Below are 22,922 nucleotides of genomic sequence, written 5' to 3' on the forward strand. Positions count from 1 at the left end.
TGACGCACTCCCCCTCCCAGGGTTAACTCGCCTTCCAGTTCGTGTCGTGACGCTCGCCCAGCTCCTCCTCACGGATTGGACGCCCCACGTGCGCCGAATACGCCGTCACCTCTCCACCCTCACAGGCCTCGCCCTCGTCGGCGGGCTGGTGACCGGACTCTCCGCGGAACCGGCTCCCGCCGCCGCGCGCGTCCCTCTCTACCTCGACGCCCGCGCGCCGATCGCGAACCGCGTCGCCGACCTGGTGCACCGCATGACGCTGCGGGAGAAGGTCGGCCAGATGGACCAGGAGGCCCTGGTCACCGTCCAGGGCACCTGCGACTGGAGCGGCGGCGCGCTCAACGACGCCTGCCTGCACAGCGTCCTGGTCGACAACGCGGCGGGCTCGATCCTCTCCGGCGGCGGCATGCCGCCGGCCGTCAACACCGCCAAGGACTGGGCGGACCTGACCAACGCCCTGCAGAAGTACGCGATCACCAACTCGCGGCTGCACATCCCGATCCTCTACGGCATCGACGCCGTCCACGGCCACAACAACGTGCTCGGCGCGACCATGTTCCCGCAGCAGATCGGGATGGGCGCCACCTGGGACCCGGCGCTCGAGCGCGGCGTGGAGCAGTCCACCCAGCGCGCGGTGGCGGCGACCGGCATCAACTGGGCCTTCGGGCCGGTCACCGAGATCGCCAGGGACCAGCGCTACGGCCGCTACTACGAGGCCTTCTCCGAGGACCCGCTGCTGACCGGCACGATGGCCGCCGCCGCGGTGAACGGGCTGCAGGACGCCTCCAGCGGCACCAGGATCGCCGCCTCGGTCAAGCACTTCGCCGGGTACTCGCAGCCGCTGAACGGCCACGACCGGGTGCCCGCCGACTACTCGGCCCGCTATCTGCAGGACACCATCCTGCCCGCCTACCAGCAGGCGATCGGCGCGGGCGCGCTGAGTGTCATGGCCGACTCCGGCGCGGTCAACGGCGTGCCGGTGACCGCCTCGCACTACCTGCTCACCACCGTGCTGCGCGGCCAGTACCACTTCGACGGCGTCGTGGTCAGCGACTGGAGCGACGTCCGCAACCTGCAGACGGCCTACCACATCGCCGCCGACTACCCCGAGGCCATCGCCAAGGCCGTCAACGCCGGTGTGGACATGGCCATGGAGCCCACCAACGCCTCCGACTTCACGGCGTCCGCCCTCGCCGCCGTGCAGCGCGGGCTGATCTCGCGGCAGCGCCTGGACCAGGCCGTCTCCCGCATCCTGACGATGAAGTTCAAGCTCGGCCTGTTCGAGCACCCCTACGTGGACGCGTCCAAGGCGGACGGCATCGTCGACGGGGCCGACCTCGGGCTGGCCAGGAAGGCCGCCACCGAGTCCTCGGTGCTGCTGCGCAACCAGGGCGGCGTGCTGCCCTTCGGCCCGGACGTGCACAAGATCGTGGTGACCGGCCCCAGCGCCGACAACATCGACAACCAGATGGGCGGCTGGACCATCGGCTGGCAGGGCGTGCCCGCCGGAACGGACGTCGGCGGCACCACCGTGCTCGCCGGCCTGCGCCAGGGCGCTCCGGCCGGAACCAGCATCGACTACCAGCCCGACGGCGGCACCGCCGCCGCCGACCTGAAGAACGCCGACGCGGCCGTCGTGGTGGTCGGCGACACCCCCGGCGCCGAGGGCCCCAACGACCACCCCGACCCCTCGCTCTCGGCCGACCAGCAGGCGGAGGTCGCCGCGCTCCAGGCGACCGGCAAGCCCGTCGTCGTGGTCGTCGTCGCCGACCGGCCGCTCGTCCTCGGCAGCGCCGCGAACACCGCCGGGCTGCTGATGGCCTGGCTCCCCGGCACCGAGGGCGGTCACGCCGTCGCCGACCTGCTCTACGGCAAGGCGAACCCGAGCGGTCGGCTGCCGGTCTCCTGGCCCAAGGCGATCGGCAACGAGCCGGAGTTCTACACCCAGCTGCCCGGCACCAACAGCGGCACCGACTCCGGCTACAGCCCGCTCTTCGCCTTCGGGGCCGGCCTCTCCTACACTAGCTGGCAGTTCGGCGCACCGGTGCCGAACCGGACCACCGTCGGCGCGGGCGGCACGCTGCGGGTCGGTGTCCCGGTCTCCAACACCGGCTCGGCCGCCGGTGACGTGGTGGTGCCGCTCTACGTCTCGCAGCCCGTCAGCCAGGTGCTGACGCCGCCGAAGTGGCTGGTCGGCTTCGCCCGGCTGCACCTGGACGCGGGAGCGCACGGCACCGCGCAGATCACCGTTCCGATGTCGCTGCTGGCCCACACCGAGGGCGACGTCAACGGCGACGGCGCCAGGACCGTCGAGCCCGGCGCGTACACGCTGCTGGCGGGCGACAGCACCACGGGGACCGGCTTCACGGTCGGCTGACCGACCCGGAGCCCGACCCGGTCAGGAATCGGAGGACTCCCCCAGCCTGGTGCTGACCTGGGCCAGCGCCTCCAGCCGGCACTCCAGGCTGGGGTGGGTCATGAACATCCGCGCGAACAGCGGCACCGGACCGGATCCCGGTCCGGTCTCGCCGTCGGGACCGGCGGTCAGGGCCGGGACGAAGAGCACCGCGTTGAACGCCTGCGCGGTGCGCAGGTCCTTGGTCGGGATGCGTCCCGCGGCGCCGCTCACCTTGACCAGCGCCGAGGCCAGCGCGGAGGGCCTGCCGGTGAGCTCGGCCGCGGAGCGGTCCGCGGCCAGCTCGCGGTAGCGCGAGAGCGCGCGGATCAGCAGGAAGCTGATCGCGTAGACGGCCGCCGAGACGGCCACCACCGCGGCGACGATCATCGCGGTGTTCTGGTCCCTCCGCCCGCGTCCGCCGACCAGCCCGGAGTAGAACCCCACCCGGACCGCGAGCCCGGCCAGCACGCCGAGGAACGAGGCGACGGTCATCACCGCCACGTCCCGGTGCGCGATGTGCGACAGCTCGTGCGCGAGCACCCCGTCCAGCTCCTCGCCCTCCAGGCGGCGCAGCAGGCCGGTGGTCACGCAGAGCACCGCGTGGTCGGCGTTGCGCCCGGTGGCGAAGGCGTTGGGCAGCTCGGTGTCGGCCAGGGCCAGACGCGGTTTGGGCATGTCGGCCAGGGCGCAGAGCCGGTCGACCGCGCCGTGCAGCCGCGGCTCCTCCTCGGGTGTCACGTCGCGGGCCCGCATCGCGAGCAGCGCGACCCGGTCCGAGTACCAGTACTGGCCGGCCAGCGCCGCCACGGCGATGAGCAGCACCAGGACGGCCGACTTGAGCACCGCGACCAGAACGGCCGCGAGGACCACGTAGAGAAGGCCCAGCAGGAAGACGACGGTCACCATGCGGACCGTGAGCTGCCGGTCTGGAACGAATCGGGATCGCACGCTGATCGCCTCCGAACGCGGCGGGCGGCTGACGACTCCCGCCGACAGCTCCAGCGTAGGCGCGTCCAGGGCCGAGCGGATAGATTGCCTGAAGATCGTCCGCCGGTTCCGGAGGCCAGATGCCCGACCCGCTGCGCCAGGTCCGTCGCTGGGCGGCGGGGTTCCTGCCGGTCCGGGGGCTGCGGCGGCCCGCCGAGGCGCCGCTGCGCCTCTTCGAGGCCGGCTACCTGACCCGCCGTCGCGGCGTCGATCCGGGGGCGCTGGTCTTCGCCGCGGTCGACCTGGAGACCACCGGCCTCGACCCGGTCGGCGACCGCGTCTGCGAGATCGCGGTGGTCCGCTTCCGCGGGGACGGCACGGTGCTGGGCGAGTTCGCCTCCCTGCTCGACCCCGGGCGGCCCATGGGCGCCACCGAGATCCACGGGCTCGACGACGCCCTGGTGCGCGGCGCGCCGAGCTTCGCCGAGGTGCTGCCGCAGATCGAGCGGATGCTGGTCGACGCCGTGGTGGTGGCGCACAACCTGGCCTTCGAGGACGCCTTCCTCGACGCGGAGCTGCGCCGCTGCGGGCGGGAGCCGGCCTCGCGTCCGCCGGGCCTGTGCACCCTGGTCACCGCCCGCGCCCAGCTGGAGGGCCCCGGCTACGGCCTCGCGGCGCTGCACCGCAGCATGACCGCGGCCCCGCCCGCGGATCCGCACAGCGCGCTCGGCGACGCCCGGAGCACTGCGGCGCTGCTCAGCGCCCTGCTGGCCCAGGCGCCCTCGCCCCTGCGCTACGCCGGGCCGCGGCCGCGGCCCGCGAAGCCCGCCCAGGACGACCCCCCGGTGCGCGCCGTCCCCCGTCCGCCGCGCGCCGCCCCGGACGTCGCTGCGGAGATCGCCGCGCCCGCGGACGACCCGCACCTGCTGCACCACTGGCGCCGCAGGGAGCTCGCGCCCGCCTGGAGCAGGAACGGCGGTACCGGCCGGGGAGCGGGAACCCGCTGACGCGGGGCCCACAGTGACGCAGGCCCTCGGTGACGCAGGGCCGTCGGTGACGCAGAGCCTCAGTCGAGGAAGACCACCCGGTCGCTCAGCTCCTCGGCGAGCGGTCCCGGCACGTCGGCGTAGACCTCCAGTTCGGCGACGCAACTGAAGCCGCCGCGTTCGCCGCGGGCCTCGACGATCCGCCGGGCCAGCTCGGGCGTCATGCCCGGCAGACCGGCCAGCACCGGGACCGGCACGTGATTGACGTCCGCGAGGCCACCGTCGTCGTAGCGGTGCGGCAGATCGGGGCGGCCGATCCCCAACTCCCTGGCCAGACCGGGGTCGCGCTCGGCGATCCGGCGCGCCTCGGCGCGGCGCTGCCGGCGGGCCAGCGCGTCCGCGACGGCCGGGTCGCCCGGCGACCCGACGAGCCGGCGGCGGACGGTGAAGGTGACGGCGAGGCCGCCGCCGACCAGGACGACGACGATCAGCGCGCCTGCGACGGTGTTCCGCGTCGAACCGGTCGGCGCGGAGGCCAGCACCACCGCGACCACGGTGGTCGCGAAGGCGAGGCCGGAGAGCGCCGCGAGCAGCCGGTCCCGCAGCCGCCTGGCGGCCCAGCCCAGGACGACGCAGGTCCCGAGGCCGAGGGTGAAGAGCGGCAGCAGGGCCCAGAGCACGCTTCCGGCCGGACTCATCCGCCCCGCAGTGCGGCCCTTTTCGCCTGATTCAGACACATTCACACCGTAAGGTCAGCCGGGTGACGCGGCACCCGCAAGGCCCTACCGTGGGCGTCATGGCCGATCAGCACCCCGAACGGGACGAGCGGGACGAACGGCGGGACGCGCGCGCGGAGCAGGGCGAGGGCGGCGAGGCCGCGTGCTGGCTGGACCGGCTCTGCCCCGAGTGCGGGGCCGTCCCCGAACCGCCGGAAGCCGCCACCTGCTGGCGCTGCGGCGCCGCCCGCAGGCCCGGACCGAGCGCTCGCACGGGTGCGGACCCCGACCTAGGCTGAGCCCATGGCCCGGCTCAACGACGAGGTCCAGGCGCTGCTCACCGAGTACGCCGACCTGCTGACCATCACCGGCGGCGACGCGTTCCGGGTGCGCTCCTACGAGAAGGCGGCCCGCGCGATCGGCGGGTACAGCGGGGACCTGGCCGGCATGGACGCGAAGGCGCTCCAGTCCATCCCCGGCGTCGGGAAGTCGATCGCCGAGAAGATCGCGGAGTACCGGTCCTCCGGCTCCTTCGCGGCTCTGGAGGCGCTGCGGGCGAAGATCCCGCCGGGCGTGCGCGAGATGATGGGCGTGCCGGGGCTGGGACCCAAGAAGGCCCTGATGCTCCACCAGGACCTGCAGATCTCCACCGTCGCCCAGCTGCGCGCCGCCGCCGAGGCGGGCCGGCTGCACGACCTGTCCGGCTTCGGCGGCCGCACCGAGGAGAACATCCTGCACGGGCTCGACCTGATGAGCCAGGCGGCCACCCGGACCGACCTCGGCACCGCCACCGCGCTCGCGGAGTCGGTCGTCGCCGCGCTGGAGCAGGCCCCCGGCTGTCTGCGCTGCACCTGGGCGGGCTCGCTGCGGCGGATGCGGGAGACCGTCGGCGACGTGGACGTCCTGGCCGCCGCCGAGGACTCGGGGCCGCTGATGGACGCCTTCCTCGCGCTGCCGGAGGTGGCGGACGTGATCGCGCACGGCCCCACCAAGACCTCGATCCGCACCCGCAAGGGGCTCCAGATCGACCTGCGGGTCGTCCCGCCGGACGCGTTCGGGGCCGCGCTCGTCTACTTCACCGGCTCCAAGGCGCACAACATCAAGCTCCGCACCATGGCCGTGCGAGCGGGACTGAAGCTGTCCGAGTACGGGCTCTTCGACGCGGGCACCGGCGAGAAGCTCGTCTCGCGCACCGAGGAGGAGGTCTACGCGGCGCTGGGACTGCCCTGGATCCCGCCGACGCTGCGCGAGGACCTGGGCGAGGTCGAGGCCGCCCTCGCGGACGGACTGCCCACCCTGGTCACCGAACGCGACCTGCGCGGCGACCTGCACACCCACACCGACCTCACCGACGGCGTCGCGACGCTGGAGGAGATGCTCGCCGTCGCCCACGCCCGCCGCTACGCCTACTACGCCGTCACCGACCACGCGCCCGACCTGGTGATGCAGCGGATGACCGACGAGAAGATGCTCGCCCAGCGGGAGAAGCTGCACGGGCTCGCCGGACGGTACGGGCGGATGCGCCTGCTGCACGGGACCGAGCTGAACATCGGTCCGGACGGGGACGTCGACTGGCCGGCGGAGTTCCTGGCCGGCTTCGACGTCTGCGTGGCCTCGATCCACTCGCACTTCGGCGCGGACCGGGCCGCGCAGACCCGGCGGCTGATCAGGGCCTGCGAGAACCCGCACGTCCACATCATCGGGCACCCCTCCGCGCGCATGCTCGGCCGCCGCGCCCCGATCGACGTCGACTTCGACGCGGTCTTCGCCGCCTGCGCCCGCACCGGCACCGCGATGGAGATCAACTCCTCCCCCGAGCGGATGGATCTCGGCGACGAGCAGGTGCGCCGTGCCAAGGCGGCGGGCGTCCGCTTCTCGATCGACAGCGACGCCCACTCGACCGTCCACCTGGAACGCCCCCGGTTCGGCGTCGGCACCGCTCAGCGCGCCTGGCTCGGCCCGGAGGACGTGATCAACACCTGGCCCTGGCAGCGACTGCGGCGCTTCCTGACCAAGCCCGAGCTGCGCTGAGCCAGGGGCGTGCCGTCAGCGACCGACCCAGCCGCCGGTCATCCGCTGCACCGACGCGCCATCGAGGTCCGCGAGCTTCGTGGCGACGAAGGCGCGCGCCGTCTCCGAGGTCTGCACCCGGAACGGCGGCTCGGCCGACTCCAGCACCTCGACGATCGAGGCGGCCGCGCCCGCCGAGGTCTGGGCGTTGTCGAAGGCCGCCATGGTCCGCTCGACGTAGGACTTGAGCGCGGGCGCGTAGGGACCGGCGGCCGCCAGCAGCGCGGGGACGTCGATGCCCTGGCTGGCGACGAACTCGCTGGCCACCGCTCCGGGCTCGACGACGGTGACATGGACGCCCACCGAGGCGGCGACCGGCGCGAGCGACTCGAGGAAACCCTCGGCGGCGAACTTCGCGGCGCAGTACGCCTCGTTGAAGGGCTGGCCGACCACCCCGCCGACACTGGTCACCGTGACCACCCGGCCGCCCGAGGCGCGCAGGTGCGGCATCGCGGCGCCGGTGGCCTCGACGACGCCGAAGAAGTTGACCTCCATCGCCGAGCGGAAGGCCTCCCCGCCCACCTGCTCCACCGTGCCGACCACGCCCGCGCCGGCGTTGTTGACCAGCGCGTCCAGTCGGCCGTGGGAGGCCAGGACCTCGCCGAGGCAGGCGTCGATCGACGCCCGCTCGGTCACGTCGAGCCGCTTCACCTCGATCCGCCCGGCGACGCCCGCCGCGGCGGCCGCCTCCGTGAGCGGGCCGGCCTTGGCGGTGTCGCGCATGGTGGCGACGACGTGCCAGCCGGCCTGCGCCGCGGCGACTGCGGTGGCCAGGCCGATGCCGGTCGAGGTGCCGGTGATCAGGACGATGCGGTCGGCGGTTGCCATGGCTGCTCCCCTTCGGGTGGCGGTGACTTTTCTGTGCGTGCGCACACACCGTACGACTTCCGTGCGTGCGCACGCAAACCGATAGGCTGTCCATATGACGCGCGCCGACCTCTCCCTGGGCAGCCTCTCCGCCAGGGACCACGCCTTCTACGGTCTCGTCTGGGCCGGCACCACGCTCTCCGCCCGGGTCGACCGGGCCCTGACCCGCGCACACGACCTGCCGCTCTCCTGGTTCGAGGTGATGCTCTGGCTCAACGGCCAGACCGGCCCCGTCGCCGCCTCCGACCTGGGCGCCAAGACGCTGCTGAGCCGCACCCAGGTCTCCCGGGTGGTGGACGCGCTGCAGGCGCGCGGGCTGGTCGCCCGCACCCCCTCGCCGCACGACGCCCGCTCGGTCGGGGTCGCGCTCACCCCGGCCGGCCGGGCCGCGTTCGCCGAGGCGGACGCCACCCGGCGCGCCGCACTCGCCGAGGCCTTCGACGAGCGGCTGGACGACGCGGACATCGCGGCGCTGCGGACCGCCTGGGCCAAGCTCAAGGCGCGCCCCTGACGCCGGGTGCGCGACCATGGAAGGCATCCGCCGAGGACAGCATCGGCCGAGCTCAGCGTCGGCCCACCGGGACGAGGAGAGCGCATTGGGCGCGGAGGCCCCGAAGCGGGACGCCGCCGCGACTGCGATCGAGGCGGCGGCCGCCGCCATGGCCGTCAGCGGGGACGCGCTGCTCGGCGGGCTCGTCGCCGAGCTGCCCTTCGGCGTCGCCCTGCTCGACCCCGGACTGCGCTGGCTGTACGCCAACGAGGCCTTCGCCCGCCACACCGGGGTGACCCCGGAGTCCTTCACGGGCCGGCCGCTCGCCGACACCCCGCTCGCCTCGGCCGGGCCCGCAGCCCGCACGGTCCTCTCGGACGGTCTGACCCGGCAGGTCGAACCGGCCGCCCCGGCCCGCTCGGCCGCGATCCGCCTGCAGCGCCTGACCCTCGACGACCGCGTCACCGGCGTCCTCGCGGTGACCGGCCTCGCCCCCGAGCCCGACGCGCCGTCCGCCGACCGCGACGCCCCGGTCCACGAGGTCCCTGACCCCGACGCGTCCAGGCTCGCCCTGCTGACCGCCGCCGGCGAGGTCATCGGCAGCACCCTCGACACCGACACCACCTGCGTCGAACTCGCCCGCTTCACCGTGCCCGAACTCGCCGACCTCGCCACCGTGGACATCCTTCCGCCCGGGGTTCCCGACCACAGGCTCGGCGCGCCGCTCGGCTCGCTCCGGCTGCTGCGGGCGGCCGTGGCCGGCACCCCCGAGCTGTATCCGCAGCTCGCCACCCTGGCCCACCCCGGCGAGTCGGTCCGGCACCGCGAGGGCTCGCTCGTGGCCCTCAGCCTCGTCGGCGGCAAGCCGGTCACCGCCCAGATCCGGGACGAGGAGACGCTGGCCAGGGCGCTCTCCGACACGGCGAGCCGCGAGGTCTTCCGCGCGGCGGAGATCGCCTCCGTGGTGGCCGTCCCGCTGACTGCCCGCGGCAGCCTCCTGGGCGTGCTCACCCTCGCCCGCGCCGACGCCCCCGGGGACGGCTTCAGCGACGACGACATCACGCTGATCCAGGACCTGGCCGGCCGCGCCGCGCTCAGCATCGACAACGCCCGCCGCTACACGCGCTCCCAGGGCATCGCCCTGGAGCTGCAGCGGGCGCTGCTCGCCGAACCGGCCAACCCGCACCCCAACCTGGAGATCGCCTGCCGCTACCTGCCCTCGGGCAGCAGTTCGGTGGTCGGCGGCGACTGGTACGAGAGCGTGCGGCTGCCCTTCGGCCGGACGCTCCTGGTGATCGGCGACGTGATGGGCCACGGCGTGGAGGCGGCGGTCGACATGAGCACCTACCGCTCGATGCTCCGCTACGTCGCCGCGATGGATCTGCCCCCGCACCGGATCCTGCGTCAGCTGGACAGCCTGATCTCGGAGAACGAGTCCGCCCGTCCGGCCACCTGTCTGCTCGCGCTGGTGGACCCCAGCCGCGACCGGGTGACCTTCTCCAGCGCAGGCCACCTGCCGCCCGCCCTGGTCGGCGCGGACCGCGCCACCGAACTGGTCACCCTGCCGAGCGGCCCGCCGCTGGGCACCGGCGTCGGCGGCTACCAGCAGTTGGTCAGGGAACTGACGCCCGGCCAGGTGCTGCTCCTCTACACCGACGGCCTGGTGGAACGCCGCCGCGAGGACATCGACGTCTCGCTCGAACGCCTCGCCGCGGCGCCGCTGCCCGCCACCGGCGACCTGGACGACCTGATCGACGCCGCGCTGCACAACTCCTCGCCCAGCGACGCCGAGGACGACATCGCGCTGCTCGCCGCGCGCGTCCGGCCGCGCCGACCCTGAAGCGACGGCCCTGAAGCGACGGCCCTGAGAGACCGACCCTGAGACACCGGCCCATGCCGCCGGCCGTCGAATTCACCCTGACGGGTTGTGGCAAATGTCTCGGACATGTCCGGATGATCTGGAATGGTGGTGCTCACAGCCGGTAGCCAACCGGTCACACTTCTCCGGAGGGAGAGGCAGATGGCTGACGCCTCACGCGCCGCAGGAAAGTTCGGCAAGCTCGGGCCGCAGTTCCCGGTCGCTCTCAAGTACCTCGGCCACTACGTGGCCGCCCCGCTGCCCGCTCCGCCGGACGCCGTCGACTGGACGACGAAGGTGACCGGCTGGCCGATGGACGGGAACGACACCTACGGCGACTGCACGATGGCCGCCGCCGCGCACATGATCCAGTCCTGGAACGCGCAGACCGGCGAGGGCGACGCGGTCCCCACCGAGCAGCAGGTCGTCGACCAGTACTTCAAGCTCTCCGGCGGCAAGGACAGCGGGCTGGTCGAGTCCCACGTGCTCTCCTCCTGGCACCGCTCCGGCCTGTGGGGCAACAAGGTGCTCGCCTACGCGCCGGTCAACGTGCACGCGCTGACGACGATCAAGCAGACCATCGCGCTGTTCGGCGGCGTCTACGCGGGCATCCAGGTCCCGGCCAACGCGCAGCAGCAGTTCTCCGACGGCAAGCCGTGGACGCTGGACGCCGACTGGCAGTCGCAGCCGATCGAGGGCGGCCATGCCATCCCGCTGCTCGGCTACGACGCCGACTGGCTCTACGCGATCACCTGGGGCGCGGTCCAGCCCATCGCCTGGGACTGGTGGTCCACCTACAGCGACGAGGCCTGGGCGGTACTGTCCCAGGAGTACCGCGAGGCCGGCCAGGTCAACGGCATCGACCTCGCCACCCTCACGGCCGACCTGAAGCAGGTCTGAGACCGGGACGGCGGGATGTGACGGCGGGCCCGAAGGCCCACCGTCACATCCCGCGGTCCCGTGTGGGCGGCCACGGCTCGTTCGACTCCCCCGGGGCCAGCCGGGCGACCAGCTCGGCGAGGCCGACGCAGGCCTCCTCGATCCGGCGGTGGGTGGCGTTCCGCTCCGAGATGACCGCGGAGAGCAGCAGCGCGGTGAGCGCGGCCGAGCCGTTCAGCGCCTGCAGTTCGGTCATCGTCGCGAGCAGGCCGCGACCGGCGAACGGGCCGGTGTGCCGGATGGCCGAGGGGACCGCGAGCACCGAGATGATCAGCACGCAGGGCGCGGCGACCGGCAGCTGGAACCGCAGGGCCGCCCAGGTCAGCAAAGGGAAGACCAGGAAGAGCACGTCCACCGTGGTGCGCAGGTCCAGCACCATGATCGCGGCGCAGCCCGCCATCGGGACGACCGCCTCCGCCCACCAGCGCAGCGGCAGGTCCCAGGGCAGCGCCGCCCAGCGGCCCACCAGCAGCAACGGGGTCACCACGAGCACGCCCATCGCGTCCCCGGTCCACCAGGCCGACCAGGCGGACCAGTAGCCGTGCGAAGGCAGTGAGCCCTCGGTGAGCAGCACCAGCGTGGCGCTGGTCGCGCTGACCAGCATCGCCGCGAAGGCGCCCAGGAACACCAGGGCCAGTCCGTCGCGCAGCCGGTCCAGCTGACTGCGGAAGCCGACCTGGCGCAGCAGCCAGTAGGCGACCAGCGGAGCGACCGTGCTGCCCGCGACGATGCCCACGGTCGCACCCGTCACCGGGCCGCCGAGCGACGTCACCACCAGGAGCTGGCCCAGGGCGATGCCCGGCCAGACCCGCGCGCCGAGCAGCACCAGCGCGGCGACCGCCACCCCCGTGGGCGGCCAGATCGGCGTCACCCTGACGCCGCCGACGACGATCTGGGCCAGCAGTCCCAGCCTGCCGCTGCCCAGGTACAGCGCGGCCACGGCAAGGATCCACAGGAGCAGCGACCCGAGATCCCTGAGGGTCCGATCACGCGCGACAGCAGGCATGACACAACTCTCCTGCCGCGGAGCCCGCCGCCACCACCGTGACACGCCCCGCTGAGCCGGTGATCGTCACCCGTGGTCCGCCCGGGCGGGCTCGTCGTGGCGCAGCACCAGGACCGCCGCGTCGTCGGCGTGCCCGGTGATCTCGGCGAGCCCGATCACCTCCGTCGCCAGGTCGGCCGGGTCGCCGCCGACTCCGGCGAGGACGCTGGCCCTGACCCGCTCCAGCCCCGCCTCGAGCTCGAAGGTGGGCCCCTCCACCACCCCGTCGGTGACCAGGGCGATCGCGCCGGAGCCGGTCAGGGTGCGGCGGGTGACCGGGTAGGCCTCCCCCGGCATGATCCCGAGCGGCAGCCCGCCGCCCGCCTCGGCGATGCCGCTGGTCCCGTCCCCCGAGGCCCACACGGCGGGCACGTGGCCGGCCCGCGCCGCCGCGAGCTCGCCGCTGGCAGGGTCGTATCGCAGCAGGCAGCAGGTGGCGAAGAGGCCGCGGTCCATCGAGAGCAGCAGGTCGTTGGCATGGCTCAGCACCTCGCCGGGATCGGAGGTGACGGTGGCCAGGGCGTGGAGCACGATCCTGACCTGCCCCATCAGGGCGGCGGCCTCCACGTCGTGGCCCTGCACGTCGCCGATGGAGAAGCCCAGCGCGCCGTCCGGCATCACGAAGCCGTCGTACCAGTCGCCGCCGATGTCCAGGCCGTGGCGCGCGGGCGCGTAGCGCGCCGCCGGACGCAGGCCGGGCACGCTCGGCAGTGCGGCGGGCAGGAACTCACGCTGCAGCGCCCTGGCCAGCTCCACCCTGGCGCGCTGCAGCTCCACCCGCTCCAGCGCCTGCGCGGTGAGCTGCCCGAGCGCGCTGAGCAGGTCGTCCGAGCTGGCGGGAGGAGGGAGACGGCGGCGGGGCATCGGCGGCTCCAGGAGACGTCCGGTCGAGGGCGCGGGAGCCGGCCTCGCGCGGCACCCATCCCATTGTCCTCTGATCCGCGCGGATCCGACCGGTCGGATCGCTCCGGCGGCCCAGACCGGCTTGCGGGGCCGCGGCGACCGGGTTCGACTGGTCAGTGCCGTTGAACGAGAGGAGTGACCCATGTCGTCCAAGAGGCGTCGCAAGAAGAAGGGCCGCCGCAAGCACGGGGCCAACCACGGCTCGCGTCCGTGCTGCTGAACCACTGTGCTGGTGAACCGCTGCGCTGGTGAACCGCTGTGCAGCCGAACCACTGTGCAGCTGAACCACTGAGGCCGCGCCGGACCCCGGTCCGGCGCGGCGGCGTGCCCGGCCGTCAGTCGGCGAGCGCGGCCGTGACGAACTCGCGCAGCTCGTCGTCGGACATGCCGGCCGCGTCGTCCGGGCGCAGCCGGAGGGTCGCCTTGCCGTGCAGCAGCTCGGGATGCCGGGCGACGAACCCGGCGTCGCGACCGCGCTGCCAGCCGTAGAGCGAGACGCCGTGCCGCCAGGCCCCGAGGTGGAGCCGGTGGCCCGGCGTGCGGTAGGTCGGCAGGTCGTAGGAGAGCACCACCTCCGCCTCCGGGTGGGCGCTGAGGATGAGGCCGTGGATCCGGTCGAAGAGCGGCCGGTTCTCCGGGGCGATGGCGTCGATGTAGGCGCGGACGGCGGGCTCCATCCCGCCATTCTCCGCGCCCGCCCGCGGGACCGCGCATCCGAGGCTCGCCCGAACAGGTGAATGCCGGTTCACGCGCGCGTGTAGGCTGGCCACGAAGATCCACTCCGTCGCCCCGCACCGCAGAAGGATCCCCACGCATGCCCGCCACTCCCGACCGGGCCACGGTCACCGTCTGCCGGGGCTGCTGCTGCGGCACGGACGCCAAGGTCCCCCGGCTGGACCACGCCGAGCAGCTGGCGGCGCTCCGGGCGGGCGCGGCGGCCCACGGCGGCCGGGTGCGCGTCGTCGACTGCCTGGACGCCTGCGAGCAGGCGAACGTCGTCGTGGTCAGCCCCTCCCCCGCCGGACGTGCGGCGGGCGGGCGGCCCGTCTGGCTCGGCATGGTCAACGACCCGGGCGGGGCCGACGACATCGCCGCATGGCTCGCCGACGGCGGGCCCGGTCTTGCCGAGCCGCCCGGTGTGCTGGACCTCTACGCCTTCACGCCCTCGCGCCGTCTGCGGGCGCAGCTGGACGACTGAGCCGCCCCACGACCGAACCGCCCCACGACCGAACCGACCGCGGCGCCCGTCAGGCCCAGGTGCCGGCGTCCCCGCCGACCCACGTCACCACCGCGGGGTCGTCCAGGTTGACGTCGTGGAACCCGCGGTCACGGCAGAGACGCAGCACGTCCTCGGGCCGGAAGGCGGGTCCTGCGTCGTAGCCCTGGATCTCGACCCGGCGGAACGGCCGCGGGCCCGACACGACCCCGTGGACGGTGACCAGTGTGTTGGCGCTCATGCCTCCAGCCTGCACCCGTCCCGTCCCCCAGGCATCCCGTACCGCCACCGGCTCCGCGGCGACCACGGCCGGCCACCGGACGCCGAGTCCCAGGCAGGAGGCCACGACGACGAGCGGCCACAGCGCCTGTCCGGTCGTCAGCAGCCGCTCCACCAGTCCGGCGGCGCCGTGCCCCCACTCCGCCTGGATGAACCAGAGCGCGCCGAGCAGGAAGAGCACCGTGACCGAGACCGACAGCGCCGGTCGCAGACCCCAGGCCGACAGGTCCCGGCGCCGATAGGCGGCCAGGGTGGGCCAGAGCGCGAGGAAGGTGTACCCGATGACCACCGAGGTGCTGTGCCGCATCGAGCCGCCGCTCTCCGGCACCGGTGAGAGGGCGACCACCAGCGAGGCGGCCCCTCCGGCGGCCAGCGCCACCCGTCCCGCCGGTCCGGCGACCCGCAGGCCGAGCGCGGTGACCAGGTGGCAGACGCCCAGTAGGCCGATCGCGCCCGCCATCAGCCAGGGGAAGGCCGCTCCGGTGCCGGCCAGTTCGCTGATGGTGTCGGTCACCGGGTCGTATCCGGGCGCCTGGAGCGCGGCGGCGACGACCCAGCCCCCGACCAGCACGACGGGGGCCACCGCCGAGGACACCACCGCCCACCACGGAACTCCTCGCATCGAGCCACGGTAGGTCCGACCCCGGCCGGGACGGCGCTCCCACGCGGAAGCGATGGATCACTGACCCACTCGGCCGAACCCCCGCCCGGTCCCTTCCGCCCCGGGCGCCACCCTCGCCCCGGCCCGCTCCGCCGCCCCTCGCCCGCCGTTGCGACCAAGCCAACTCGCTTATTGCACAAGCACGTTGTGCAAACAGACGGACAAGCGAACCGGAATCTGCCCCTTCCCTCGACATCCGCACAGGCATCACCTAGGTTCCCGAAAGGCTCGGCCCGCCCAGGGCCCGCCGAGGTTCGGATCCAGATCCAGATCCAGTCCACGCATCGGACGCGGCAGCGTCGCCGACGTCCGGACAGGGAGGGGCTCATGGGTTCACGGAACGTCAGGAAGAAGATCACTGTGCTGGGGTCGGCGCTGATCGCGCTGGGCGCCTTCACGGTGACGCCGGTGGCGGCCTCCGCCGCCGGTCACGAGGCGGCCGCGGTGAAGGCGACGACCGTCGCCGCTCCGCACAGCTGCGCGTCGAACGTCCGCTGGTGCACCGAGGTCGACGACAGCGAACTGGTCTTCGGCGAGGGACACTACGTCGGGCACGACGAGCCTTCGGTCCTGTACTACAGCGACAAGGCCGGGGCGGGGAACGACAACACCTACACCGTGCGCCTGCCGAAGGACCCGCCGACCCAGCCCCGGCAGGACGGCTCCGGCAGCACCTGGAACTTCCAGCTGCACCCGGCCTTCTGGTTGGGGATGGCCATGTGCGACGACCAGTCCGCCCCCGGCCCGGCCAGCGGCAACGCGAGCTGCGCGCCCGACTCGGACAGCAACATCTACAACTCCGCCGACCCGAGCTCACCGCGCTACATCGGCAAGCACCCGGGGTCGGCGTTCATGGAGATGCAGTTCTACCCGCCCGGCTGGGTCCCCTGGCCGGCCGGCGTCAGCTGCGACCCGACGCAGTGGTGCGCGGCCCTGAACATCGACAGTCTGTCGCTCGACTACAACAAGGGCCTGCAGAACAACAACGCCTGCCTGGCCTCCGCCGGCGTGGAGTACGTGAACTTCGCCTTCCTCACCAAGGACGGCCGGGCGACCACCCCCGCCGACCCGACCAACGGCGACCGTTTCAACCTGGACCCCGCGAAGGACTTCTTCATGAAGTCCGGCGACACGCTGAAGGTGCACCTGTTCGACACCCGCGCCGGTTTCAAGGTCGAGGTGAACGACACCACCGCGCACCGGAGCGGTTCGATGACGGCCTCCGTCGGCAACGGCTTCGCCCAGGTGAAGTTCGACCCCACCGCGACCAGCTGCACCACGCTGCCCTCCGCGTTCCACCCCGAGTACTCGACCTCCAGCGAGGCGACCCGGGTGCCCTGGGCGGCGCACTCGTACAACACGGCCTACTCCGACGAGATCGGCCACTTCGAGTACTGCGCCGCGGCCGACCCGGCCACCGGCGTCTGCACCCAGTCCGCGGGCTCCGAGGCGCTGGACCCCGACGACAACGGCTGCTTCAACCCGGGCGACTCCCTGCTCGTACGCATCGGCGGCTGTCTGGGCAACTCGCCGACGGACGACGACTACGACGGCGTGACCTACCAGAACACCTGGCCGGGCACCGGCTCCCCGGCCGTGGACCGGGCCACCAAGCCCACGGCGATCGTCTTCAGCAGCCCGACCTTCAGGGACGGCCGCCAGTTCCAGCGCGTGGCCTTCGAGACGGACCTGCCGCGCATCGAGGACAACGACACGCTCGCCAACCCCTGTGACCGCACCACCGGCGTCAACTGCGTCAACCCGCCCCCCGGTGCGAACTTCTACCCCTTCTACAGCACCACCCGGCTGGACGGCTCCTGTGTCTGGCAGGAGGGCGGAGCGAACATCCCCGGCACCAGGAACACCTTCGGCGGCGACTCGCAGAAGGAGTTCGGCGGCCTGCTCCAGCTCGCCTACCCGGGTGTCGGCAACCAACCGCGCTTCGTCTACAACGACTTCCGGCAGGTGCTGGACTTCAACCCCTGCCGCGCGTCCCAGTAGCCGTTGTCTGCGCAGCACACACCGGGGCCCGTCCGGAGACACTCCGGACGGGCCCCGGCCCGCTCAGCCGCCCAGCGTCGCGCAGAGGTCCTCGGTCGGGCCCTCGTGCGCCAGCAGGTAGGGGTGGTGGTCGGCGGTGATCTGCAGCACGATCCTGCCGGTCAGAATCGAGTACCCCTGCGGGGCGTAGGGATTGCCGGCGTGGATGCCGAGCCCGAGGTGGCCGGAGACCACCCAGGTCTGGCTGCCGTCCGGGTGGTGGAAGAGCCACGCGGTGCCGGTCAGATTCTCGTCGGCGAAGCGGCCGTCGGCCTCGTCGGTGTAGCGGACCACCAGCTCGCCGGTGATCTCCTGTTCGGTGGGCGTCCCCGAGCCGTCCACGGCCAGGGTCCGGATCTGCTCGTGGTCCACCAACGGCTCGCTGTGCAGCGCGAAGGCGCAGACGTCCCCGGCGGCGTCGGTGAACGGACCGGCGTGGAACGGCTGCCAGGGCCCCGGCTGGTCGGCCGAGGCGGTGCTGGGCGGCAGGGCGGCGAGGGTGAGACCGCCGGCCAGGGCCAGAACGGCCATGAGGCGGCTACCGGTTCTGCGGGCCCGCAGCGGCGGGCGGAGCGACTGGGTCATGCCCCGAGCGTGTCCCTCGTGGGCCGCGCGTCGCGATCGTTTCGGACGCGCCCGAATCGTGGCAGGCTGGGAGCGCGGCGGATCGGGTCGGCGAGGGGAGGCCGGGATGCTGCGGGTGCACTTCACGCCCGAGGACCTGCTGGGGGTGCGTTTCGCCCGGACGCCCGCGCCCCTGGTCGAGGCGCTGCTGGCGCTCACCGTCGTCCGGGCCGGGAGCCGGGATCCGGCCGTCGCGCACTGGCGGCGCAGCGCGGACGCCCAGGTGCCGGCGCCGTCCCGGCGTCTGCTGGAACTGCTGCGGCCGAGCGACGGCCTGGGACCGGTCTTCCTCGACCCGCCGCTCCCCGATCCCGACGACGCGGTCGGCCGGGCCGTCGCCACCCCGCCGACGTCCGCCGCCGCCGAACTGCACCGGGTGGCGCCGCCGTCGCCCTGGTCCGAGGCCCTGGCCCGGGGCGACGCCCGCGCCTGGCGGGAGCTGGAGCTGTCCCTCACCGCACTGAACCGCGGTTTCCTGCCGCGCTGGTGGCCTCGGATCCAGGCGGGTTTCGCCGCCGACGTGGCCTGGCGCAGCCAGGTGCTGGTGGCCGACGGGCTGCGGGCCATGCTGACCGGGCTCACTCCCGGCGCGTCCTGGGCGGGCAGCGAGCTGCGGCTGCCGGGCGCCCGCGACGCCGACGTCCGCCTGCACGGACAGGGCGTCACCCTGCTGCCGTCCCTGCTCTGGCGCGGCGCGCCGCTGCGCACCGGGCATCCCGACGGCTCGCTGGTGCTGGTCTACCCGGCGCTGACCCCGCTGCCGCTGGTGCCGCCGCCCGACAGCCACGCCGACCCGCTGGCCGCGCTGCTGGGCCCGACCCGGGCCCAGGTCCTGCATCTGCTGGCCCAGCCGCAGACCACCGGCGGCCTGGCCCGCCGCCTCGGCATCAGCGCGGCGACCGCCTCCGGCCACGCCAAGACGCTGCGCGCGGCCGGTCTGGTCACCACCGCCCGCGAGGGCAAGTTCGTGCACCACACCTGCACGACCCTCGGCACCCGCCTGCTCGCGGGCGGCTGACGACCACGTCGCTCACCTCAGCGCGGCAGCCCCGCGAACGGGTGCGCCGCTGTGGCCGTGGCGCTGCCGGAGCCCGCCGCCGCGACCGCGCCGGGACTGCTCGCCGCTGCCGTCGGCGTCCCCGCCGGTCCGCGCAGCGTCTCGGCGCGGTAGAGGCCGCTGAACGCGTCGGCGATGTTCGACGGCTGTCCGGCGTTGGTCTCCACCAGCACCGGCCGGACGAACGGCCCGTCCGTGGTGATCGCCTCGTAGTCGCCGAGCATGTGGCCGCCCGCGTCGGGGGCCAGCAGCCAGTCGAAGACCGGGGTGATCCGACGCTCCACCGGGTTGGCCTCACCGCCGCGCGGGAAGCTCAGCAGCCAGCCCGCGCCGGGCAGCGTGGTGGTGTTGCCGGGCTGCAGGTAGCGCAGGTCGTAGTAGCTGACCGCGACCGTGCCGTGTGCGTCGACGGTGATCGAGGGCGTGAAGGCCGGGCTGTTCGGCGCCTGGCTGAGCCGCACCGGCTCGCTCCACTTCCGGCCGCCGTCACGCGAGTGCACCAGCTGGACCTGGTCGTACTTCCCGCCGCTGAAGTCCGAGCCCTCGTAGGCGAGGTAGAGCTCGCCGCTGACCGGGTCGATCGCGACGTTCGGCAGTCCACCGCCCGCGCGCAGCGCCTTGGCGGGGTCGGTGGGCGCGTTGGGGTCGACCTCGGGCACGGAGGTGTCCGGGGTGACCTTGACCGGCTTGCTCCAGGTCCGGCCCTGGTCGTGCGAGGTGACCATGGCGTAGTGGCTGTCGACGACGGTGTCGGCCGCCGCGTCGGTGTAGGTGATCGAGGTGAAGAAGTCGAACAACTCGCCGGTGTGCCGGTTCACCACGATGACGTTGCCGATGGTCTGCGTGAACGGCGTCACCGAGGTGTCGACGAAGGGCCTCGCCTTCGACCAGGTCCGGCCGCCGTCGCGGGTGACCGAGAGGTAGGCGGGGCCGGTGAACGAGGTGTCCGTGCTGACCAGCCGGTCCCAGACCTGGTAGGCGACGCCCGGGTGGAGCGGGTCGGCGGTGACCGCGTTCTTGTCGTCGCCGACGGTCGGGTCGTTGTCGTCGATGAGCTTGGTGACGTGCTTCCAGGTGCGCCCGCCGTCGTAGGAGGTGGCCGCGGCGACGCCGTTGCGGTTCGTGGTGGCGTCGAAGACCAGCGCGCTGGCGTAGGCCGTGCCGTCCGGGCCGAAGCTGACCCATCCGTCCGAGGCCCGCTGGTAGTCAAGACCGCCGGGCGCGCAATGGGTGAAGGGCATGGCGACGTGCCGGAAGTGCACGCCGTCGGCGCTGTAGCTCTCCCCGAGGCCGCGCGAGCCGCCGTTGGACCAACGGTCCTGCTGGTACACGGCGACCACCTGCCCCGGCCGGAGCGGGTTGGCCGAGATCGAGGGCTCGTCCTCGGCGGAGAGGTAGTTGGTGCCGGGCCCGTCGTGGCTGATGTCGCAGGAGGCGTAGGGGTCGCCCGGCGAGATCAGGCCCAGGAACCCGCCGCCGTGGGTCGCCGAGGCGGTGCCCGAAGCGAGGAGCGCGAAGGCGGCGGCGGTGGCCAGGAGGGATGCAGACCTGCGGATGTGCATGGAACCCCCGGTGTGTGCGTCGACTGTGGTGGCGCATGACCTGGCGGACGGGCTCTGACCCTTGTGGTGCAAGGCATCAGACGTTCCGTCAGCCCGGGCCCGAGCCTACCCACGGGAGGCCGTCGTGCACACGGCAACACCCCGATCGGTGGTGCTGCCTCACAGCGGCTACGGCGACGACTCCGCGGCGCTCCGGCGGCCCGCGACCGCGCGTGGCAGCACCGTGGCCGCGCCCAGCAGTACCAGCGCCGCCACCGAGACCCAGACGCCCAGCGGGCTCGGCGCCGAGGCCGTGGCGCCGGCCAGGACCAGCGCCGCCGTTCCCGGCAGCACCCCGAGCGCGGTCGCGGCGGCAAAGGGGCGCAGCCGTGCGCCGCCCAGCGCGCAGCCGTAGTTGATCGCGGCGAACGGCAGCACCGGCAGCAGCCGCATCGCCAGCACGGCCCGGAAGCCGCGCTCCCTCAGCTCGCGCTCCGCGACCGCGGCGAAGGAGCGGGCACGGGCGAACCGCGCACCGCCGAACCGTCCGGCGCCGGGGCCCCGCAGCGGCCGCCGCCCGCGGAGCGCCCGCGTGCCACCGCGAAGGAGGCCGCTGCCCCAGCGTGGTCGCGGCGATGGCGAGGCCCAGCCCCTCGGCGAGCCCGAACCAGGCTCCGGCGGCGACGTTCAGCACCGGCTTGGGCACCAGCACCACCGTGGCGCCCGCGTAGAGCAGGACAAAGGCCGCGGCGGCGAGCACCGGCGGCAGCCCGGCCAGCGGATCGGCGCCCGTCAGCGGCGGCAGGCTCAGACCGGCCACGTCTCGCGGTTCCAGGCCGCGTCCCAGAACATCCACTCGTAGCGCGACGCGGTCACGAAGCGCTCCCGCATCCGCTCACGCTCCGCCGTCGAGACCTCCGCGCCCAGCGCGTCGGTGAGGGCGAGCACCCGGCGCACCACGGACTGGAACCCCTCGTCCGCGTAGGCCGCGATCCAGCGGGCGTAGAGCGGGTCGGGCGAGGACTTGGCGAGCAGGTGCTCGCCGACCCTCGCGTAGATCCAGTAGCAGGGCAGCACGGCCGCGACGGCCTCGGCGTAGCTGCCGCCGTAGGCCGCGGCGAGCAGGTAGCTGGTATAGGCGCGGGTGGTCGGCAGCACCGTCTGCCCCAGCGGCTCCTCACCCAGCTCCGCGCCGAAGCCGGCCAGCAGCTCCTGCTCGGCCGCCATCGCGCCGGAAGCGTCCGCGACGAAGGCCTGCAGCGCCGCGGACTCCGGCGCCCGCGCGCCGCAGAGGGCCAGGGCGCGGGCGTAGTCCCGCAGGTAGAGGGAGTCCTGCTCGACGAAGTGCCGGAACGCCTCACGGGGCAGCGTGCCGTCGGTGAGCCCGCAGACGAAGGGGTGCTGCAGGATCTCGGCGTAGACCGACTCGATGTCCGACCAGAGGTCTTCGGTGAGGCTCATGCCCCGACCCTGTCACACCTACCGGGGGGCGGCGTATCCGGGGGCGTTGGTGTTGACCGTGGTGCCGTTGTCGCCGGTCTGGACGGTCGAGGAGACCGCGCTGCTCACCGCGCCCAGCACCAGGAAGAGCACGACCAGCGCCTTGGCCGCCCCGGACAGCATCAGCGGCCGCGACGCCGAGCGCCGCTCGACCACGGCCAGCGACTCGTCGCCGAACAGGCGCTTGGGATAGGCGGCGGTCAGCATCGTGACGTACGCGCTGAACCGCATCGCGAAGCGGGCGGTGGCGGCCGTGGCCTCGAACAGCGGCTGCGGCATCCGGCCCAGCACCAGGGCGATCAGCCAGACGACGAAGCTCACCGCGTACCAGCCCGAGGTGACCAGGCTCTGCACGATCGCGGCGGGGATCAGCAGGATCAGGCGGAAGAACACCGCCAGCCGGTTGAGCTCGGCCGGATGCAGCTCCACCTGCACGGGGTAGTCGGGCGCGTCGAAGGCGAACGGCGGATACCGGTCGACCAGCAGCATGGCGTAGGCGTAGACCCGGGTCTGGTACCGCAGCAGCCCCGCCAGGTAGCGGGCGACCGGACCGGGCAGCCGACCCAGCACCAGAGCGGCGAACCAGCCCAGGACCATGACGAAGAAGCCGATGATGCCGAGCACGGTCAGCACCACCAGGTGCGGAACGATCAGCAGCCACCGCAGCAGCACGGTCCAGCGCCGCTGCTGCTCGGGGGCGGGCAGGTCGAGCTCCGGCACCACTTCGGTGTTCAGCATCATCGGCGGAGTCGACCACGTCTGATTCGCCATCAACGGGCTCCTGTCCCTCGGATGAGGTCAGGAT

Annotated in this window: 22 protein-coding genes; 10 read left to right on the forward strand and 12 right to left on the reverse strand. The window is 73.5% G+C overall.

Annotation, left to right across the window (positions count from 1 at the left end):
• Positions 1-46 precede the first annotated feature (46 nt).
• Positions 47-2,377 carry a beta-glucosidase family protein gene (locus BS83_RS28590; RefSeq protein ID WP_157597351.1) on the forward strand — a complete coding sequence of 777 codons (2,331 nt, stop codon included), beginning with the start codon at positions 47-49 and terminating at the stop codon, positions 2,375-2,377.
• 21 nt (positions 2,378-2,398) lie between these two features.
• Here the strand turns inward: BS83_RS28590 and htpX are convergent, their stop codons facing one another.
• Positions 2,399-3,346, reverse strand: a complete 948-nt coding sequence (gene htpX, locus BS83_RS28595; protein WP_037606370.1) for a zinc metalloprotease HtpX — start codon at positions 3,344-3,346, stop codon at positions 2,399-2,401.
• 119 nt (positions 3,347-3,465) lie between these two features.
• On the opposite strand from htpX, the gene BS83_RS28600 reads away from it, so the two are divergent.
• Positions 3,466-4,332: a 3'-5' exonuclease gene (locus BS83_RS28600; protein ID WP_051944200.1), complete on the forward strand. Its 867-nt coding sequence runs from the start codon at positions 3,466-3,468 to the stop codon at positions 4,330-4,332.
• Between the two features lie 59 nt (positions 4,333-4,391).
• Here the strand turns inward: BS83_RS28600 and BS83_RS42290 are convergent, their stop codons facing one another.
• Positions 4,392-5,009: a ComEA family DNA-binding protein gene (locus tag BS83_RS42290; RefSeq protein ID WP_157597352.1), complete on the reverse strand. Its 618-nt coding sequence runs from the start codon at positions 5,007-5,009 to the stop codon at positions 4,392-4,394.
• 98 nt (positions 5,010-5,107) lie between these two features.
• Between BS83_RS42290 and BS83_RS28610 the strand changes: the two genes are divergently transcribed.
• Complete coding sequence (locus BS83_RS28610; protein WP_037606371.1) at positions 5,108-5,326, forward strand: hypothetical protein; 219 nt, start codon at positions 5,108-5,110, stop codon at positions 5,324-5,326.
• 4 nt (positions 5,327-5,330) lie between these two features.
• Entirely contained in the window at positions 5,331-7,058 is a 1,728-nt protein-coding gene (gene polX, locus BS83_RS28615; RefSeq protein ID WP_037606374.1) for a DNA polymerase/3'-5' exonuclease PolX, read from the forward strand.
• A 15-nt stretch (positions 7,059-7,073) separates the two neighbouring features.
• On the opposite strand, the gene BS83_RS28620 is transcribed toward polX, so the two are convergent.
• Complete coding sequence (locus BS83_RS28620; protein WP_037606377.1) at positions 7,074-7,925, reverse strand: SDR family NAD(P)-dependent oxidoreductase; 852 nt, start codon at positions 7,923-7,925, stop codon at positions 7,074-7,076.
• A 94-nt stretch (positions 7,926-8,019) separates the two neighbouring features.
• Between BS83_RS28620 and BS83_RS28625 the strand changes: the two genes are divergently transcribed.
• From BS83_RS28625 to BS83_RS28635, 3 genes are all read left to right on the forward strand, one after another.
• Positions 8,020-8,475, forward strand: a complete 456-nt coding sequence (locus BS83_RS28625; RefSeq protein ID WP_037606379.1) for a MarR family winged helix-turn-helix transcriptional regulator — start codon at positions 8,020-8,022, stop codon at positions 8,473-8,475.
• An 85-nt stretch (positions 8,476-8,560) separates the two neighbouring features.
• Entirely contained in the window at positions 8,561-10,294 is a 1,734-nt protein-coding gene (locus BS83_RS28630; protein WP_198035319.1) for a SpoIIE family protein phosphatase, read from the forward strand.
• A gap of 180 nt (positions 10,295-10,474) precedes the next feature.
• Positions 10,475-11,212 (forward strand): hypothetical protein, encoded by a 738-nt coding sequence (locus BS83_RS28635; RefSeq protein WP_037606381.1) that lies wholly within the window; start codon positions 10,475-10,477, stop codon positions 11,210-11,212.
• A gap of 43 nt (positions 11,213-11,255) precedes the next feature.
• Here the strand turns inward: BS83_RS28635 and BS83_RS28640 are convergent, their stop codons facing one another.
• The 3 genes from BS83_RS28640 to BS83_RS28650 form a co-directional block, all read right to left on the reverse strand.
• Positions 11,256-12,257 (reverse strand): MASE1 domain-containing protein, encoded by a 1,002-nt coding sequence (locus BS83_RS28640; protein ID WP_037606383.1) that lies wholly within the window; start codon positions 12,255-12,257, stop codon positions 11,256-11,258.
• Between the two features lie 66 nt (positions 12,258-12,323).
• Entirely contained in the window at positions 12,324-13,160 is an 837-nt protein-coding gene (locus BS83_RS28645) for a PP2C family protein-serine/threonine phosphatase (RefSeq protein WP_037606384.1), read from the reverse strand.
• 374 nt (positions 13,161-13,534) lie between these two features.
• A complete protein-coding gene (locus tag BS83_RS28650) occupies positions 13,535-13,876 on the reverse strand; it encodes a DUF1801 domain-containing protein (RefSeq protein ID WP_037606385.1) in 342 nt (113 codons plus the stop codon).
• A 137-nt stretch (positions 13,877-14,013) separates the two neighbouring features.
• On the opposite strand from BS83_RS28650, the gene BS83_RS28655 reads away from it, so the two are divergent.
• Positions 14,014-14,397, forward strand: coding sequence for a hypothetical protein (locus BS83_RS28655; protein WP_037606386.1), 384 nt, complete (start codon positions 14,014-14,016; stop codon positions 14,395-14,397).
• A gap of 49 nt (positions 14,398-14,446) precedes the next feature.
• On the opposite strand, the gene BS83_RS44350 is transcribed toward BS83_RS28655, so the two are convergent.
• On the reverse strand, positions 14,447-15,316 hold the full coding sequence (locus BS83_RS44350) for a DUF998 domain-containing protein (protein ID WP_198035320.1): 870 nt from the start codon (positions 15,314-15,316) through the stop codon (positions 14,447-14,449).
• Positions 15,317-15,682: 366 nt separating this feature from the next.
• Between BS83_RS44350 and BS83_RS28665 the strand changes: the two genes are divergently transcribed.
• Positions 15,683-17,356: a hypothetical protein gene (locus tag BS83_RS28665; protein ID WP_037606387.1), complete on the forward strand. Its 1,674-nt coding sequence runs from the start codon at positions 15,683-15,685 to the stop codon at positions 17,354-17,356.
• Between the two features lie 63 nt (positions 17,357-17,419).
• Here the strand turns inward: BS83_RS28665 and BS83_RS28670 are convergent, their stop codons facing one another.
• Positions 17,420-17,980, reverse strand: a complete 561-nt coding sequence (locus BS83_RS28670; RefSeq protein WP_037606388.1) for a hypothetical protein — start codon at positions 17,978-17,980, stop codon at positions 17,420-17,422.
• 106 nt (positions 17,981-18,086) lie between these two features.
• Here BS83_RS28670 and BS83_RS28675 point away from each other — a divergent pair, with 106 nt between their 5' ends.
• Positions 18,087-19,037 (forward strand): ArsR/SmtB family transcription factor, encoded by a 951-nt coding sequence (locus BS83_RS28675; protein ID WP_037606389.1) that lies wholly within the window; start codon positions 18,087-18,089, stop codon positions 19,035-19,037.
• Positions 19,038-19,054: 17 nt separating this feature from the next.
• Here the strand turns inward: BS83_RS28675 and BS83_RS28680 are convergent, their stop codons facing one another.
• The 4 genes from BS83_RS28680 to BS83_RS28695 form a co-directional block, all read right to left on the reverse strand.
• Entirely contained in the window at positions 19,055-20,638 is a 1,584-nt protein-coding gene (locus BS83_RS28680) for a sialidase family protein (protein WP_051944204.1), read from the reverse strand.
• 168 nt (positions 20,639-20,806) lie between these two features.
• A complete protein-coding gene (locus tag BS83_RS42295; RefSeq protein ID WP_084714239.1) occupies positions 20,807-21,184 on the reverse strand; it encodes a TVP38/TMEM64 family protein in 378 nt (125 codons plus the stop codon).
• 240 nt (positions 21,185-21,424) lie between these two features.
• Positions 21,425-22,078: a thiaminase II gene (gene tenA, locus BS83_RS28690; protein ID WP_037606390.1), complete on the reverse strand. Its 654-nt coding sequence runs from the start codon at positions 22,076-22,078 to the stop codon at positions 21,425-21,427.
• Between the two features lie 18 nt (positions 22,079-22,096).
• Positions 22,097-22,888 carry a DUF4389 domain-containing protein gene (locus BS83_RS28695; protein ID WP_037606391.1) on the reverse strand — a complete coding sequence of 264 codons (792 nt, stop codon included), beginning with the start codon at positions 22,886-22,888 and terminating at the stop codon, positions 22,097-22,099.
• Between the last annotated feature and the right edge of the window lie 34 nt (positions 22,889-22,922).

Source organism: Streptacidiphilus rugosus AM-16 (assembly GCF_000744655.1).
Classification (GTDB): domain Bacteria; phylum Actinomycetota; class Actinomycetes; order Streptomycetales; family Streptomycetaceae; genus Streptacidiphilus; species Streptacidiphilus rugosus.

Bases quoted from the DNA above. Each gene is read 5' to 3' on its own strand.
- BS83_RS28600 (WP_051944200.1), top strand. From the start codon at position 3,466: ATGCCCGACCCGCTGCGCCAGGTCCGTCGCTGGGCGGCGGGGTTCCTG.
- BS83_RS42290 (WP_157597352.1), bottom strand. From the start codon at position 5,009: ATGAGTCCGGCCGGAAGCGTGCTCTGGGCCCTGCTGCCGCTCTTCACC.
- BS83_RS28610 (WP_037606371.1), top strand. From the start codon at position 5,108: ATGGCCGATCAGCACCCCGAACGGGACGAGCGGGACGAACGGCGGGAC.
- polX (WP_037606374.1), top strand. From the start codon at position 5,331: ATGGCCCGGCTCAACGACGAGGTCCAGGCGCTGCTCACCGAGTACGCC.
- BS83_RS28620 (WP_037606377.1), bottom strand. From the start codon at position 7,925: ATGGCAACCGCCGACCGCATCGTCCTGATCACCGGCACCTCGACCGGC.
- BS83_RS28625 (WP_037606379.1), top strand. From the start codon at position 8,020: ATGACGCGCGCCGACCTCTCCCTGGGCAGCCTCTCCGCCAGGGACCAC.
- BS83_RS28635 (WP_037606381.1), top strand. From the start codon at position 10,475: ATGGCTGACGCCTCACGCGCCGCAGGAAAGTTCGGCAAGCTCGGGCCG.
- BS83_RS28640 (WP_037606383.1), bottom strand. From the start codon at position 12,257: ATGCCTGCTGTCGCGCGTGATCGGACCCTCAGGGATCTCGGGTCGCTG.
- BS83_RS28645 (WP_037606384.1), bottom strand. From the start codon at position 13,160: ATGCCCCGCCGCCGTCTCCCTCCTCCCGCCAGCTCGGACGACCTGCTC.
- BS83_RS28650 (WP_037606385.1), bottom strand. From the start codon at position 13,876: ATGGAGCCCGCCGTCCGCGCCTACATCGACGCCATCGCCCCGGAGAAC.
- BS83_RS28655 (WP_037606386.1), top strand. From the start codon at position 14,014: ATGCCCGCCACTCCCGACCGGGCCACGGTCACCGTCTGCCGGGGCTGC.
- BS83_RS44350 (WP_198035320.1), bottom strand. From the start codon at position 15,316: ATGCGAGGAGTTCCGTGGTGGGCGGTGGTGTCCTCGGCGGTGGCCCCC.
- BS83_RS28665 (WP_037606387.1), top strand. From the start codon at position 15,683: ATGGGTTCACGGAACGTCAGGAAGAAGATCACTGTGCTGGGGTCGGCG.
- BS83_RS28670 (WP_037606388.1), bottom strand. From the start codon at position 17,980: ATGACCCAGTCGCTCCGCCCGCCGCTGCGGGCCCGCAGAACCGGTAGC.
- BS83_RS28675 (WP_037606389.1), top strand. From the start codon at position 18,087: ATGCTGCGGGTGCACTTCACGCCCGAGGACCTGCTGGGGGTGCGTTTC.
- BS83_RS28680 (WP_051944204.1), bottom strand. From the start codon at position 20,638: ATGCACATCCGCAGGTCTGCATCCCTCCTGGCCACCGCCGCCGCCTTC.
- tenA (WP_037606390.1), bottom strand. From the start codon at position 22,078: ATGAGCCTCACCGAAGACCTCTGGTCGGACATCGAGTCGGTCTACGCC.
- BS83_RS28695 (WP_037606391.1), bottom strand. From the start codon at position 22,888: ATGGCGAATCAGACGTGGTCGACTCCGCCGATGATGCTGAACACCGAA.